This is a genomic window from Novosphingobium sp. (assembly GCF_037133355.1).
Classification (GTDB): domain Bacteria; phylum Pseudomonadota; class Alphaproteobacteria; order Sphingomonadales; family Sphingomonadaceae; genus Novosphingobium.
This window is the reverse complement of the sequence record NZ_JBAXOI010000001.1, coordinates 129,179-143,395: the sequence shown is the minus strand read 5'-3', so window position 1 is coordinate 143,395 and position 14,217 is coordinate 129,179. Positions and strand designations below refer to the sequence as shown.

Here is a 14,217-nt window from a genome sequence, read left to right as displayed (position 1 = left end):
GGGAGGCCTATAGCCATGGATGATCCTGCCATCACCCTGATCGATGAGGGCGCGGAAGGTGAATACCAGGCGCGCGTCGCCGGCACAGCCGCAATCGGGCGGCTGACCTGGGTGCGGCAGGGCGAGGTGCTGACCACCGAGCACACACTGGTGCCGACCGAGATCGGCGGGCGCGGCATTGCTGGCAAACTGGTGGAGGCCCTGATTGTCGACGCCCGTGCGCAGGGCTGGAAGATCGTGCCGCAGTGCAGCTATGTCGCCGCAGCGTTCAAGCGGCATCCCGAGTGGGCCGACCTGCTGGCTTGAGCGGCCCGAAAGCAGGGCGGCTCCCTGCACTCAACCGCAGAGCATCCGCTGCGCCGTCCGCGCGGGGCGAGCTGTGAAGCGGCGGATGTGGCGGATGCCGCTGGCGAAGGTTGCGTCGAATGTGCCGCTGATCGAGCCGCCGGGTTGTCCGCTCAGGGTGAAGCTGCCTGATTGCGGATAGTCGCACAGGGTCTCGGGCGCGGTGCGGCAGAGGAGGATCGTGGCCGAGCCGGGGCGCGTATCCAGAGTGTGGGTCCAGCGGCCGGCAAGCTTTCCGAGCGGGACATTGGCGGCAAGCTCGTATTGCGGCCGCCCCGGGCCCGGCACGGGCAGAGTCACGCGGAACGCGGGGCCGTCATAGGGTGCGCAATCGGCGCGGTATTCGCCGCGCAGCGCAGGCGGCGCAGCGGCGAGCAGAAGGAGTGCGGCAAGCGCGGCGAGGCTTCGAGCGGCAGACATCGACGCCTCCTTGCGTGTGGCCGCCAACGTCAGCCGGCAGGGCGCTCCTGCGGCGAAGCGGCGTGGACGGGATGCACCACCGGCTCCTTGGCGCGCAAGGCAAATGCGCGCAGCACGGCGCGGTAGCCGGTGAAGACATAGCCCTCGTTAAAAGCCAGCCATTCGGCACGCCGGGCGCGGTAGGCTGCGGGGAGCGCGTACCACGCAAGGTGCGGGTGGCTGTGGTGGACGAAGTGGAGGTTGTTGTTGAGGAACAGCCAGCCAAGCCGCGAACGCTCCACAATCACCGTGCGTGCTTCCGGCGCATCGGCCCAGCGGTGCTCGGCAAAGCCGCGCAAGGCCAGCAGCGCCATGCCTAGATAGACCGCACCGAAATAAGCCGCGAAGGGCATCACGAAGACGAAATGGACAAGGCCGAGAACCGGGACAAGCCCGAGCGCGTGGAGCGCCCATGCCTTGCGCCATTCTCGTGCCGCCGCGCCGCGCTGGCGCAGCCCAAGCCGCGCTTCGGTCAGCAGAAAGCGGGCGGCGGCAATGGCGGGGCCGAGCAGGAGGCGGCCTGCAAGCGTGGCGTTCGCCGCGAGCAGCAGGCGCACCGCGCGCGGCAGGCGGCGGTGGTCGGCGGCGGCGATATAGAAGCTCTCGGGATCGTCGTAAGGGTCGGTGATTCTGCTGTCGACGTGGTGCGCGAGGTGCGTCTCGCGGTAGCGGCGCCAGGGGATCAGGAGGCCGAGCGGCAGGCTGACGAGCAACTCGTTCCAGCCCTCGCTGGGCGTGGGGTGGCGGTGGATCGCCTCATGCTGCAGCGAGGAATGAAGCGCGATGGCGAGCGCCAGGAGCGGCACGGCGAGCCACGGCGCGAGGCTGTAGAGCAGGCATGCGCCGACCCAGGCGACATGGCACGCAAACAGCAGCGCGAGCGTCGGCCATTCAATGATGGCGCGCTCTGCGCGGCGGAGAGTCTGCTCGAATTCGGCGTGGGTAAGCTCGTTCATCGGGTGCGGGACAGACCTCCGGGCCAGAATATCCAACTCGACCGGTAGACATTCAAGGCGACAATGGTGACGACTTGTTGCATTTGCGCACAAGCTGCGCCAAATGTTGACTATAGTCACAGGATGGGAAGCATGGACAAACGCCAACTGGCCGAAGTGTTCCGCACTCGGCTGAGCAATGTGTTCGAGCGCTCGCGTCTCAGCCAGTCGGCCTTTGCCGACGGGATCGGGATCGACCGCTCGGCGCTCTCGCTTCTGCTTTCGGGGCGCACGGTGCGGTTGCCGCGCGTGGAAACGCTGCTCGCCATCGCGCAGCGCCACGCGGTGACCATCGACTGGCTGCTCGGCGTTTCGCAGGACGAGGGCGTGACCGGCGCGCTGCTGTCGAGCGGCTCGATCGAGACCACCGAGGAAGACGGCGCGAGCCTCCTGATGCGCTGGCATGCCGAGGCAGCGGGCGCGAAGATCCGCTATGTGCCCGCGCGCATCCCCGATCTGCTGCGCACCAACGCGGTGATCGCGTATGAAGCCGCCGCCGCGCACCAGAGCCCGCTGGCGCAAGTGGAGGACGCGGCCTTCCGCCTCGAATACAACCGTGCGGCGGGGACCGACATGGAATGCTGCATGCCGCTTCAGACGCTGGAGCAGTTCGCCGCCGGCGCGGGCATCTGGAGCGGGCTTTCGAAAGTGGCGCGGCAGGCGCAAGTGGCGCATATGAGCACGCTGATCGACGAGCTCTATCCCTCTTTCCGCCTGTTCCTGTTCGACGGGCGCGAGCGCTTCTCGATCCCTTACACCATTTTCGGTTCAACCCGGGTCGCGATCTTTGCCGGGCAGATGTATCTCGTGCTCAGCAGCGCGGAGTCGATCCGGACCATGCAGCGCCAGTTCGAAGGCCTGATTCGCCACACCCGCGTGCATGCGCACGAAGCGGCGGACTTTGTGCGGGGGCTGAAAGTTGGCTGAGAGCCCGCGCCTCGCCAGTCTCGCGATGTACCGCGATCCGCCGGTGGTCGCGGAGGCGACGCGGGGGCTCTGGGCGTTCCTGCGCGATCGGCTGCGTGCGGCGGGGCTGGCCGATGTGCCTGAAGGGTTGGACGAGGATATCGCCCACGATGCCGCCTGGCTCGATCCGCGCCTCTTGCTGGCGCAGACCTGCGGCTATCCCTTCATGGCCCAGCTGCAAGGCCGGGTGCGGCTGGTGGCGACGCCGGTCTATCGCCATCCGGGGTGCGAGGGGGTGCTGAACGGCAGCTTCGTGATCGTGCGGACGGATGCGGCGGCCGCGTCCGTGGCGGAATTGCGCGGGCAGGTGGCGGCGATCAACGACCCGGGGAGCAATTCGGGGATGAACCTCCTGCGCCACACAGTCGCGCCCCATGCTTCAGGGGGCCGGTTCTTCCGGCAGGTGGTGGAGAGCGGCAGCCACCGCGCAAGCATCGCCATGGTGGCGCGGGGCGATGCGGATGTGGCGGCGGTGGACTGCGTGACCTTCGGCAATCTCGCCCGGTTCGCGCCGGAGCTGGTCGCAGGGGTGCGCATTCTGGCGGAAACGGCCAAGACGCCGGGTCTTCCGCTGATCACGCGCATTGGCGCGAGCGATGCGGACCTGGCCCTGCTGCGCGGCGCGCTGGACGATTTTGCCGCTGATCCGGCAGCCGCGCGGGTTCGGGATGTGCTGGGGCTTGGGGGATTCGCTCAGCAGCCGGAAAGCGCCTACGCCGTGGTGCAGGCGCTTGAGCGCGAGGCGGCGGCGCTGGGGTATCCGGTGCTGGGGTGAACCCAGGGGGAAATGGTGCTGCTGGGGAGGATTGAACTCCCGACCTCAGCCTTACCAAGGATGCGCTCTACCACTGAGCTACAGCAGCACACCATTTCCATGCGGCCCGGGCGCGGCAAAGCCGGGGCGGGCAGGGGCGCGCTTTGGCGGGGGGCCTTGCGTTTGTCAAGCTGGGCTTGCCGCCGCCATGATCGCGGGGCAGAGAGGCGCGCGATGACGGACCGCACTCCCCCCTCCGGCGACAAGCCCGCCCTCGCCCGCGAGGAGCGGCTGGCGCAGCGACTGCGCGAGAACCTGCGGCGGCGCAAGGCACAGGCGCGGGCGTTGGGCGCGGCTGGGGAGGATGACGCGTCTTCGCAGGGGTAGTGTTTGGGGCGGCCCACCCCCGGCCCCTCCCGCAAGCGGGAGGGGAGAAGAAACAAGTGTCCCTGGTGCATCCGGCAGGACGCAACCTTGATCCCCCTCCCGCTTGCGGGAGGGGTCGGGGGTGGGCAGCGCGCAGCAGGGCTTTCCAAACCGGCGGACGGGCGCTAGGTCCGCGCCCTTGTTCCATCCCAAGCTTGCGAGGACCACGATGCCCCGCCTGATCCTGATCCGCCACGGCCAGTCGCAGTGGAACCTCGAAAACCGCTTCACCGGCTGGTGGGACGTCGACGTGACCGAGAAGGGCGCGGCCGAGGCTTTTGCGGCGGGCGAACTGCTTGCGGCCAAAGGCATCCTGCCGACAACAGCGTTCACCTCGCTCCAGAAGCGCGCGATCAAAACGCTGCATCTGGCGCTGGAAGCGGCGGGGCGGATCTGGATTCCCGAGGACAAGGACTGGAGGCTCAACGAGCGGCACTATGGCGGCCTCACCGGGCTCGACAAGGCGGAGACCGCGGCCAAGCACGGCGAAGAGCAGGTCAAGATCTGGCGCCGCAGCTTCGATATTCCGCCGCCTCCGCTGGAAGCGGGGAGCGAATTCGATCTCGCCAGCGACGCGCGCTATGCCGGGATCGATGTGCCCAATACGGAGAGCCTCAAGGACACCATTGCCCGCGTGCTGCCGTGCTGGGACGAGAAGATTGCCCCGGCGCTGCGTGCGGGCGAGACAGTGCTGGTCTCCGCCCATGGCAATTCGCTGCGCGCGCTGGTGAAGCACCTTTCGGGTATTTCGGACGCCGATATCACTGGCCTCGAAATTCCGACCGGGCAACCGATTGTCTATGAACTGGACGATGATCTGGCCGAGATCGAGCGGTACTACCTGTCCGAGCGTTGAAACGCCGGGCGAGAGGGGATGCAAGAGGATGGGTGAAGGCCCCAAGGTTGCCATCGTCATGGGGAGCCAGTCGGACTGGGAGACCATGCAGAACGGCGCTGCTGTGCTGGAAAAGCTGGGCGTGGCGCATGAGTGCCGGATCGTGTCGGCGCACCGCACGCCGGACCGGCTGGTGGCCTTTGCCAAGGGCGCGGCGGACGCGGGGCTGCAGGTGATCATCGCGGGCGCGGGCGGTGCGGCGCATCTGCCGGGCATGATCGCTTCGATGACGCATCTGCCGGTGCTGGGCGTTCCGGTGCAATCCAAGGCGCTGAAGGGGCTCGATAGCCTGCTTTCCATCGTGCAGATGCCGGGCGGCATTCCGGTGGGAACGCTTGCCATCGGCGCGGCAGGGGCGACCAATGCAGCGCTGCTGGCGGCTTCGATTCTTGCGCTGAATGATCCGGCGCTGAGCGAGCGGCTCGTGGCATGGCGCAAGGCGCAGACCGAATCCGTGGCCGAGTTTCCGGTGTGAGCGCATGATCCCGCCCGGCGAGACCATCGGTATTCTGGGCGGCGGCCAGCTGGGCCGGATGATTGCGCTTGCGGCAGCGAACCTTGGCTATCGCTGCCATGTCTATGCACCCGAGGCGGATTCGATCGCTGCCGATGTCTGCGCCGGGTTCACTTGCGCCGGATGGCAGGACGGCGAGGCTCTGGCGGCGTTTGCGGCCGCATGCGCCGTCGTGACTTACGAGTTCGAGAACGTGCCGGTGGGGCCGCTTTCGGCGCTGGGCGATGTGGCGCTGTATCCAGGTACGCGCTCGCTGGAAGTGGCGCAGGACCGGGCGGCGGAGAAGCGCTTTGTCGAGGAACTCGGCGGGCGGCCCGCGCCCTGGGCCGTGGTGGACAGCGCGGAGGATCTGGTGGCGGCGATTACCCGGATCGGGACGCCAGGCATCCTGAAGACGCGGCGCGACGGTTATGATGGCAAGGGCCAGTGGCGGATCATGGCGCCCGCGGATGCGGACGCGCTGGAGCTGCCGGGGGTGCCGCTGGTCTATGAAGGCTTCGTCGACTTTGCGGCGGAGTTTTCAGTGATCCTCGTGCGCGGGGCCGATGGCGACGTGCGCTTCTGGGATAGCGCGGAGAATGCACACAAGGCGGGCATCTTGAGCCAGTCGGTGGTGCCGGCAGGCACGGCGGTGCGCGAACAGGTCGATGCGGCGCGGATGCTGGCGCGGCAAGTCGCGGATGCGCTGGGGCATGTCGGCGTGCTGACGCTCGAGTTCTTTGCAACCGCCGATGGCCCGGTCTTTAACGAGATGGCGCCGCGCGTGCACAATTCGGGGCATTGGACCATCGAGGGCGCGCTCACCTCGCAGTTCGAGAACCATGTGCGTGCGATCTGCGGGCTGCCGCTGGGCTCCACAGACCTCTGCGCGGCGGGCGTGGTGATGGACAACCTCATCGGCGACGAGGCGCACGACTGGCCGGCGATCCTCTCCGATCCGGCCAACCATCTGCACCTTTATGGCAAGGCGGCGGTGCGGCCCGGGCGCAAGATGGGCCATGTGACGCGGTTGGTGCTCTGAATGCCGCAAGAGATCATGCTGATTGTGGCGCGCGCCGATGATGGCACGATTGGCGACAAGGGTGCCCTTCCGTGGCGCTTGCCTGCGGACCTCAAGCGCTTCAAGGCGCTGACCATGGGCAAGCCGATGATCATGGGCCGCAAGACATTCGCCTCGTTGCCGGGTCTGCTGCCGGGGCGGCGGCATATCGTGCTGACGCGCGATGCCGGCTGGTCTGCGCCGGGGGCCGAAGTGGTGCATGATGTGACGGGCGCGCTGGCACTGGCGGGTGATGGCGAAGTGGCTGTGATCGGCGGGGCGGATGTGCTTGCGCAGTTCGAGGGACTGGCCCATCGCTACGAACTGACCGAGGTTCATGGCGCCTACGCCGGGGATACCAAGCTGGCCTATCCGGCGGTTCCGTGGCGCGAGACTGTGCGGGAGAGCCATCCGGCGGAAGGGGGCTACCCGGCCCATGATTTCGTGACGTTCGTGCGGGGCGCGGCCTGATGCGCGTCCATGCCAGCGAGGCCATGCCCGAAGCCTTGCGCGGCGCGGTGATCGCGCTGGGCAATTTCGACGGGTTTCATCTGGGCCATCAGGCCGTGGCCGGAGAGGCCGTGCGCTGGGCTCGCGAGCAGGAGCGGCCCGCGATCATCGCGACGTTCGATCCGCATCCGGTGCGCTTCTTCAAGCCCGATGCGCCGCCGTTTCGCCTGACGACGCTAGACCAGCGCGAGGCGTTGTTCACCGCCGCCGGGGCCGATGCCATGCTGGTGTTCGCCTTCAATGCGGCGATGGCGAGCATGCCGGCCGAGGCCTTCGTGCGCGATCTGCTCTCTGATCGGCTCGGCGCGGCGGCGGTGGTGACGGGCGAGGACTTCACCTTCGGCCGGGCGCGCGGGGGCAATGTCGGCGTGCTGCGCGAAGTGGGCGCCGACTGCGGGCTCGAGACGCGCGCGGTGGGGCCGGTTCTGCTGGATGGTGAGGTCGTCTCTTCCAGTCGCATCCGCGAGGCGCTGGTGGCGGGCGATCCGCAGGAAGCGGAGCGGCTCCTGACGCGGCCTTTCGCGATAAGGGGCCCGGTGCAGCACGGCGACAAGGTGGGGCGCACGATCAACTTCCCGACCGCGAACCTCGATATCGGCACGTACCTGCGGCCACGCTACGGCATCTACGCGGTGACGGGACGGCTGCCTGATGGCCGCGTGCTGAAGGGCGCGGCCAATATCGGCATTCGCCCCACGTTCGACCCGCCCAAGGAACTGCTCGAGCCGCATTTCTTCGACTTCAGCGGGGATCTCTACGGGCAGGAGATCGAAGTGGCGTTCCACCATTTCCTGCGCGGCGAGGCAAAGTTTGACGGCCTCGACGCGCTGGTGGCGCAGATGGAGCGCGATTGCGCCGAGGCGAAGCGGCTCCTCGCTCACATCGCCGGATAGGCGGTCATCACCGAGACGACATAGCCGCCCCAGATCGCGGTGGGCAGCAGATACCACGGTGAGCGGGCATCGCGGGTGCGCAGCACGAAGATGGCCGCGAGCGTGCAGAAAATCGTCAGCCATGTGCCCCAGTAGGCGGCTGCGTTGAGCTTGAGCCCGCTGGTGTAGAACGGATAGGCGATGCACACCGCGCCGAGCGCATAAGGCGCCCAAGAGCGCCAGCCGGTGTCGCCGCTCCGGCGCACATAGACCCAGCGTGCTGCACCCATGAGGCCGAGCAGCACCGTCCAGATCAGGCCGACCATGTAGTCAGGCGGGACCATCGGCATCTTGCGCGCGGCTGTGGCGGCGGGGCCGGCCCAGCCCACGGCGAAGAGGAAGCCGTTGATGGCGATCGTCACGATCAGCAGCACCGCGACATTGGCGGTGAGTCCAGAGCGCCCCTGGGCGAGGGTGAAAGCGTTGTGGAACTTGGAGGAGGCCATGGGAGGAGTCCTTATCTGTGGTCGGCGCGCTTTTGCCATAAAATATATCATATGCAATAATAAATTCGCGCAGACGATTGCCCGGGCCCGCGCAGCCTGCCACAAGCGGGCTCATGAGCCGGACCCGCGGTGCCAAAGCTGCCGACCATGAAGCGCGCCGCGCCGCGCTGCTGGCCGCCATGCACGATCGCCTTGTGGCCCCCGATCTTGCGCCGCCCTCGCTGCGCGAACTGGCAGCCGCCGCCGAAGTCACGCTCCCCACGCTGGCACACCACTTCGGCAAGCGCGAGGATATTGTCGCGGCGCTGATCGAGGAGCTTGGCCGGCAGGGCGCGCCCTATCTGGCCGAGGCAGCGGCGACCGCCCTGCCCTTTGCCGAAAGCGTCGCGGCGCTGCTCGCGCTTATTGTGGACGGCTTGACCCACGGAGGTGTCGCCGCGCTCCATGTGCTGGGGCTGCGCGAGGGCCTGCGGCAAGGGCGGATCGGGCCGACTTATGTCGCGGCGATACTCGAGCCGACTCTCGCGGCGGCCGAGGCACGATTGGCCACTCATATCGCGCGCGGCGAGATGATCGCGGCCGACCCGCGCCATGCCGCCATCGCGCTGGTCTCGCCGCTGCTGGTGGCGGCGCTGCACCAGCAGGAGCTTGGCGGGGCGGATGTGCGCTGCCTCGACCTCGCCGCGCTGGCGCGCGATCAGGGAGCGGCATTTGTGCGCGCCTATCGGACTGTGGCCGACGAAAGAAGCATTTGACCTTGGATCATCTCTGAGCGAGCTTGCTAACGAGCTATTACAGCACGCACGGGAGCACGTTTTTCGGTGATCTGGCTTCGTGGAATCGCGTTTTTCGGCGCTCTCGGCTTTCTGGCACTCACTTTCGTCAATGCGAGTTGGCTGGCGGACAATCCTCGGGGGAGCCTGAGATTGATCGCCAACGGTGGTATTTCGCAGCAATACACAGCTGCGGCAGCCAAATCGCCCTGTCCGGCGCAGGCGATCCTGCCGCCGCTCCATGATTTCATCGCGGATACCGACCGCTCGGTGCAGATGGCGCGGCGCATGGGGGCGGATCTCGTCACGCTCGATGTGGCGCGCACCGCAGACAATGCGCTGGTACTCTATCCGGATGCCACGCTTGATTGCCGCAGCAATGGCAAGGGCGCGGTCTCGGCGCTGCCGCTTGCGGCGGTGCAGGCGCTTGATCCGGGCTATGGCTATACCGCGGATGGCGGCAAGACCTTCCCGCTGCGCGGCATTTCGCGCAACACCATCCCGACGCTGGAGCAGGTGATCGAAACCGATCCGCGTTGGCACTATTTCTACCGCTTCGTCGCCGACGATGCCGAGGCAGCCAAGGTGCTGGTCGCGAAGTTCAAGGCGATGGGGCGCGATCCGGCGGCCGCGGGCGACGGGTTCAGCGGCGGCCCGGCGGCGATCGCGGTGATCCGCGCCGCATGGCCGAGGGTCTGGGCCTATGATCCGGCGCAGGCGGCGGCTTGCACCTCGGGCTACCGGCAGACCGGGTGGACCAGCATGCTGCCCGAGGCCTGCAAGGGCGGCACGATGCTCGCCCCGCTCGATGCGACATTCACGTTGTGGGGCTGGCCCAATCTGACGGTGAACCGGATGACGGCGAACGGCGGGCAGATCGTGGCGATGCTGACCAGCGCGGGCGCGGGGCTGCGCCATGCGCGAGACTTGCGCTCGATTCCGATTACCTTCCGCGGCTACGTCATGGTCGACGATTACTGGACCGTGGGCCCGGCCCTGCGTCCGGGGCTCGACCGGCGCACCAATGCGGAGGCGCTGGCTGCGCAGGCGCGCGACGAGGCTTCGACGGATTAGGCTGCGAGTGTTTGCAGGAATCCCGGCGCGGCGCTAAGGCCCGCCGATCATGACCGAAGCTCCTCGCCAAGAAACCCCCGACTTTCGCTCGACTGTCTTCCTGCCGAAGACCGATTTCCCGATGAAGGCCGGCCTCCCCCAGAAGGAGCCGGGCATTCTCGCGCGCTGGCAGGACGAAGGGCTTTACAGCCAACTGCGCAAAAGCCGTGCGGGCGCTGAGAAGTTCATTCTCCATGATGGTCCGCCCTATGCCAACGGCGACATGCATATCGGCCATGCGCTGAACCATATCCTCAAGGACATGGTGTGCCGCACGCAGAGCCTGCTCGGCAAGGACGCGCCCTATGTGCCCGGCTGGGATTGCCACGGCCTGCCCATCGAGTGGAAGGTCGAGGAAGAGTACCGCAAGAAGAAGAAGAACAAGGACGAGGTCCCGCCGGTCGAATTCCGCGCCGAATGCCGCGCCTATGCCCAGAAGTGGGTGGACGTGCAGCGCGAGCAGCTGAAGCGGCTGGGCATTCAGGGCGATTGGGACCACCCGTATCTGACGATGGACCCGGAAGCGGAAGGCACCATCGTTGCCGAACTGCTGAAGTTTGCCGAAAGCGGGCAGCTTTATCGCGGCGCGAAGCCGGTGATGTGGTCGCCGGTGGAGAAGACCGCGCTGGCGGAGGCCGAGGTCGAGTACGAGGATATCGTTTCGACCCAGATCGATGTGGCGTTCGAGATTGTTGAGTCGCCGATTGCGGAACTGGTCGGCGCGCATGCGGTGATCTGGACGACGACGCCTTGGACGATCCCGGTGAACCAGGCTTTGGCTTATGGGCCGGAGGTTGACTATTCGCTGGTGCTGCTGCGCTGGAAGCCGAGCACCATCGGGGACAGTTACCTAGTTGCCACCAAACTCCTGGATGATTTTGTGGCACGTGTCCGGTCTCAGCCGGATGTCCACGCAACAGGCGACAATGAAGTCGAAGTGTCTGTTATCACAGACTTCATCGGCTCCGCCCTCGCCGGAACCATCTGCCGCCACCCGATGGCCAACCTCTTCCGTCACCCCGCGCTTGACGCGGGGTCCCGCTTGGATGCGGACACGGCGTTGGAAGGTAGCGGGACCCCGGATCAAGTCCGGGGTGACGAGAGTGTGGTTCGGGGTGACGGGGTTGGGTTGGGGATCAACCGCGAGAGCCCGCTGGCGGAGTTCTTCCTCCGTCCGCGCCCGATGCTCCCCGGCGATTTCGTCACCACCGACAGCGGCACGGGCCTTGTCCATATGGCGCCGGACCATGGCGAGGACGACTTTGCGCTGTGCAAGGCGCACGGGATCGAGCCGGTGTTCGCGGTGCTCGGCGATGGCAAGTACCGCGAGGACTGGGGCTGGCTCGGCGGTCAGGGCTCGGTGATCAATCCCAAGTTCAATGCGCCCGATGGGCCGATCTGCAGCGACCTCAAGTCCGCTGGAGGTTTGCTAGCGGCATCCGCAGATTATAAACACAGTTATCCACATAGCTGGCGCTCGAAAGCCAAGGTGATCTATCGCTGCACGCCGCAGTGGTTTGTGCCGATGGACCGGCCGGTCGATATGCCGCACGCCGAAAGCCGGGCGGAAAGCCGCTGGGACAACGAAGGCGGCGCGCTGGAACACCCGAACGCCACGCTGCGCCAGATCGCGGTGCAGGCCATCGCGGATACGCGCTGGGTGCCCGAAAAGGGCCGCAACCGCATCGGCGCGATGGTCGAGGGGCGGCCGGACTGGGTGCTTTCGCGTCAGCGCGCGTGGGGCGTGCCGATCACGCTGTTCGTGGACCGCAAGACCGGCCAGTACCTCAACGACGCGCAAGTCAACGCGCGGATCGTGGCGGCGGTGCGCGCAGGCGGCGTCGATGCGTGGAGCGAGGAGCGCGCGCAGGAGTACCTCGGCGCTGACTACAAGCTTGAGGACTACGAACGCGTCACCGACATTCTCGACGTCTGGTTCGATAGCGGCAGCACGCATGCCTTCGTGCTCGAATCGGGCAAGTGGCCCGATCTGCTGCGGCCCGAAGGCTACACCGGCCCCCATGCCGATCTCTATCTCGAAGGCAGCGACCAGCATCGCGGCTGGTTCCAGTCCTCGCTGCTGGAAGCCTGCGCGACGCGCGGCCATGCGCCCTACAAGGCGGTGCTGACCCACGGCTTCACGATGGATTCCAAGGGCATGAAGATGTCCAAGTCGCTGGGCAACACGATCTCGCCCATCGACCTGATGAAGGAATATGGCGCGGATATCCTGCGGCTCTGGGCGCTCTCGGTCGATTTCACCGAAGACCACCGCATCGGCAAGGAAATCCTCGCCGGCGTGGCGGACCAGTACCGCAAGCTGCGCAACACGTTCCGCTATCTGCTGGGCGCGCTGGATGGGTTCGACTGGGATGCCGAAGGCGTCGAGGCGGCGCAGATGCCGGAGCTCGAGCGCTATATGCTGCACCGGCTCTCGGAGCTTGATGCGACCCTGCGGCAGGCCATCGCGGACTTCGATTTCAACACCTACACCCGCGTGCTGATCGATTTCTGCAACGAGGACCTCTCGGCGTTCTTCTTCGATATCCGCAAGGACTGCCTCTATTGCGACGCGCCCACGGACCCGAAGCGGCGCGCCTATCGCACGGTGCTCGACGTGCTGTTCCATGCCCTGGTGCGCTATGCTTCGCCGGTGCTGGTGTTCACGAGCGAAGAAGTGTGGACCACGCGGTTCCCGGATCGCGGCAGCGTCCATTTGGGCGCGCTGCGCGAGCTTCCTCCCGAGTGGCGCGACGCGGCGCTGGCGGAGCGGTTTGAAGGGCTCCGGACGCTGCGCAATACGGTCACCGAAGCGATCGAGCCGCTGCGCCGCGACAAGGTGATCGGATCGAGCCTCCAGGCCGAAGTGAGCGTGCCGGCGGATGCGCCGGAAGCGGACCTTGCCGAACTGTTCATCACCGCGTCAGTCACGCGCGGGCAGGGCGAGGGCGTGTCGATCACGCCCACCTCCCACCACAAGTGCGGTCGCTGCTGGCGGCATCTGCCCGAAGTGGCCGAGGACGGCGCGCTGTGTGCCCGGTGTGACGACGTGGTCGCAGGGCTGAACGCATGAATCGCATCACAGCCATGCGCGCGGGCGGGTTTGCCATAGCGCTCGGCGTCTTCGGGCTCGACCGCGCGGTCAAGGCGCTGATGACCGGGCCGCTCGATCTGCAGCGCGTGGCCGCGATCAAACTGCTTCCGTTCTTCGACTTGCGCTGGACCGAGAACTACGGCGTTTCCTACGGGATGTTCACCGCGCAATCGAGCGAGACCAAGTTTGCGCTCCTCGGCCTGACCGGTTTCATCGCGCTGGGCGTTGCCGTGTGGATGATGCGCGAGAAGGTGTTTGGCGAGATCGCGGCGCTGGCGCTCGTGCTGGGCGGGGCGCTGGGCAACATCCACGATCGGTATACGCGCGGTTACGTGATCGATTATGCCGATCTGCATATCGGCCACTGGCGCCCCTTCCTGATCTTCAACCTTGCCGATGCGGCGATCACCTTTGGCGTGCTGATACTGCTTGCCCGGTCGCTGCTTTCGCGCGAAAAGCCCGCCGATGCGGCGGATGCTGACAATGATACCGCCACGGAGACTGTTTGATGCGTAAGGCCACGACCATCCTGATGCTTGCCGGGGGCGCCATGCTGCTCGGTGCCTGCTCGCAGGGGGGCTCGCTCTTCAACCGCATCCGGCCTGATGAATTCGCGGTGAGCCGGCAGGCCCCGCTTGTCGTTCCGCCCGATTTCGCGCTGATGCCGCCCAACCCTGGCGCGCCGCGCCCGCAGGATGTCGACAGCTCGAAGCAGGCGCTTGATGCCCTGTTCGGCGGCCCGGCGCCGCGCAGCGCGGTGGAAACCGATGCGCTGGGCAAGGCGGGCGCCTCGGCCGTGGGCATCCGCAGCGTGGTCGGCGATCCCAAGACCAAGACCGTGGCCAAGGGCGCTGCAGTACGCGATATCCTCGCCGCGCCTGAAGGCGACGGACGCGAGGCGCAGGCTCAGATCCCGGGCTGAGCCTTCAGGTCCTCCCTGTTTTGGCGAAGCCCAA

17 protein-coding genes and 1 tRNA gene are annotated in these 14,217 nt (G+C 66.9%); 14 read left to right on the top strand and 4 right to left on the bottom strand.

The features are described from left to right. The first annotated feature begins 15 nt into the window (after positions 1 to 15). Positions 16 to 306 carry a GNAT family N-acetyltransferase gene (locus tag WCL10_RS00765; RefSeq protein ID WP_336893700.1) on the top strand — a complete coding sequence of 97 codons (291 nt, stop codon included), beginning with the start codon at positions 16 to 18 and terminating at the stop codon, positions 304 to 306. 30 nt (positions 307 to 336) lie between these two features. Here WCL10_RS00765 and WCL10_RS00760 read toward each other — a convergent pair whose 3' ends face one another. Together WCL10_RS00760 and WCL10_RS00755 are read right to left on the bottom strand one after the other, a co-directional pair. Continuing rightward, positions 337 to 765: a hypothetical protein gene (locus WCL10_RS00760; protein WP_336893699.1), complete on the bottom strand. Its 429-nt coding sequence runs from the start codon at positions 763 to 765 to the stop codon at positions 337 to 339. A 29-nt stretch (positions 766 to 794) separates the two neighbouring features. Then, positions 795 to 1,760 carry a fatty acid desaturase gene (locus WCL10_RS00755; RefSeq protein ID WP_336893698.1) on the bottom strand — a complete coding sequence of 322 codons (966 nt, stop codon included), beginning with the start codon at positions 1,758 to 1,760 and terminating at the stop codon, positions 795 to 797. Between the two features lie 132 nt (positions 1,761 to 1,892). Here WCL10_RS00755 and WCL10_RS00750 point away from each other — a divergent pair, with 132 nt between their 5' ends. Both WCL10_RS00750 and WCL10_RS00745 read left to right on the top strand, forming a co-directional pair. Continuing rightward, entirely contained in the window at positions 1,893 to 2,726 is an 834-nt protein-coding gene (locus tag WCL10_RS00750; protein ID WP_336893697.1) for a helix-turn-helix domain-containing protein, read from the top strand. Next, positions 2,719 to 3,540: a PhnD/SsuA/transferrin family substrate-binding protein gene (locus tag WCL10_RS00745; protein WP_336893696.1), complete on the top strand. Its 822-nt coding sequence runs from the start codon at positions 2,719 to 2,721 to the stop codon at positions 3,538 to 3,540. Before WCL10_RS00750 ends, WCL10_RS00745 begins: the two co-directional genes overlap by 8 nt. Positions 3,541 to 3,553: 13 nt before the next feature. Here the strand turns inward: WCL10_RS00745 and WCL10_RS00740 are convergent. After that, positions 3,554 to 3,628: transfer RNA gene (locus tag WCL10_RS00740), tRNA-Thr, on the bottom strand. Positions 3,629 to 3,753: 125 nt separating this feature from the next. On the opposite strand from WCL10_RS00740, the gene WCL10_RS00735 reads away from it, so the two are divergent. The 6 genes from WCL10_RS00735 (at position 3,754) to WCL10_RS00710 (ending at position 7,796) form a co-directional block, all read left to right on the top strand. Further along, positions 3,754 to 3,906 (top strand): hypothetical protein, encoded by a 153-nt coding sequence (locus tag WCL10_RS00735; RefSeq protein ID WP_336893695.1) that lies wholly within the window; start codon positions 3,754 to 3,756, stop codon positions 3,904 to 3,906. 208 nt (positions 3,907 to 4,114) lie between these two features. After that, the gene (gene gpmA, locus WCL10_RS00730; protein ID WP_336893694.1) at positions 4,115 to 4,801 is read left to right on the top strand and encodes a 2,3-diphosphoglycerate-dependent phosphoglycerate mutase; all 687 of its coding nucleotides are present in this window, start codon (positions 4,115 to 4,117) and stop codon (positions 4,799 to 4,801) included. Between the two features lie 28 nt (positions 4,802 to 4,829). Further along, positions 4,830 to 5,315 (top strand): 5-(carboxyamino)imidazole ribonucleotide mutase, encoded by a 486-nt coding sequence (gene purE / locus WCL10_RS00725; protein WP_336893693.1) that lies wholly within the window; start codon positions 4,830 to 4,832, stop codon positions 5,313 to 5,315. Positions 5,316 to 5,319: 4 nt separating this feature from the next. Beyond that, positions 5,320 to 6,375, top strand: a complete 1,056-nt coding sequence (locus WCL10_RS00720; protein ID WP_336893692.1) for a 5-(carboxyamino)imidazole ribonucleotide synthase — start codon at positions 5,320 to 5,322, stop codon at positions 6,373 to 6,375. Continuing rightward, positions 6,376 to 6,864, top strand: coding sequence for a dihydrofolate reductase (locus WCL10_RS00715; protein ID WP_336893691.1), 489 nt, complete (start codon positions 6,376 to 6,378; stop codon positions 6,862 to 6,864). Continuing rightward, entirely contained in the window at positions 6,864 to 7,796 is a 933-nt protein-coding gene (locus tag WCL10_RS00710) for a bifunctional riboflavin kinase/FAD synthetase (protein ID WP_336893690.1), read from the top strand. The genes WCL10_RS00715 and WCL10_RS00710 overlap by 1 nt, the downstream gene beginning before the upstream one ends. Here WCL10_RS00710 and WCL10_RS00705 read toward each other — a convergent pair. Continuing rightward, entirely contained in the window at positions 7,781 to 8,281 is a 501-nt protein-coding gene (locus WCL10_RS00705) for a TspO/MBR family protein (protein WP_336893689.1), read from the bottom strand. The two genes, WCL10_RS00710 and WCL10_RS00705, sit on opposite strands and share 16 nt — an antisense overlap. Before the next feature lie 113 nt (positions 8,282 to 8,394). Here WCL10_RS00705 and WCL10_RS00700 point away from each other — a divergent pair, with 113 nt between their 5' ends. From WCL10_RS00700 to WCL10_RS00680, 5 genes are all read left to right on the top strand, one after another. After that, on the top strand, positions 8,395 to 9,036 hold the full coding sequence (locus tag WCL10_RS00700) for a hypothetical protein (RefSeq protein ID WP_336893688.1): 642 nt from the start codon (positions 8,395 to 8,397) through the stop codon (positions 9,034 to 9,036). 66 nt (positions 9,037 to 9,102) lie between these two features. Beyond that, positions 9,103 to 10,128, top strand: a complete 1,026-nt coding sequence (locus WCL10_RS00695) for a glycerophosphodiester phosphodiesterase family protein (protein ID WP_336893687.1) — start codon at positions 9,103 to 9,105, stop codon at positions 10,126 to 10,128. Positions 10,129 to 10,177: 49 nt separating this feature from the next. After that, positions 10,178 to 13,240 carry an isoleucine--tRNA ligase gene (gene ileS, locus WCL10_RS00690; RefSeq protein WP_336893686.1) on the top strand — a complete coding sequence of 1,021 codons (3,063 nt, stop codon included), beginning with the start codon at positions 10,178 to 10,180 and terminating at the stop codon, positions 13,238 to 13,240. Then, positions 13,237 to 13,770: a signal peptidase II gene (gene lspA / locus WCL10_RS00685; RefSeq protein ID WP_336893685.1), complete on the top strand. Its 534-nt coding sequence runs from the start codon at positions 13,237 to 13,239 to the stop codon at positions 13,768 to 13,770. Before ileS ends, lspA begins: the two co-directional genes overlap by 4 nt. After that, a complete protein-coding gene (locus WCL10_RS00680) occupies positions 13,770 to 14,183 on the top strand; it encodes a DUF3035 domain-containing protein (RefSeq protein WP_336893684.1) in 414 nt (137 codons plus the stop codon). The genes lspA and WCL10_RS00680 overlap by 1 nt, the downstream gene beginning before the upstream one ends. The last annotated feature ends 34 nt before the right edge of the window (positions 14,184 to 14,217 follow it).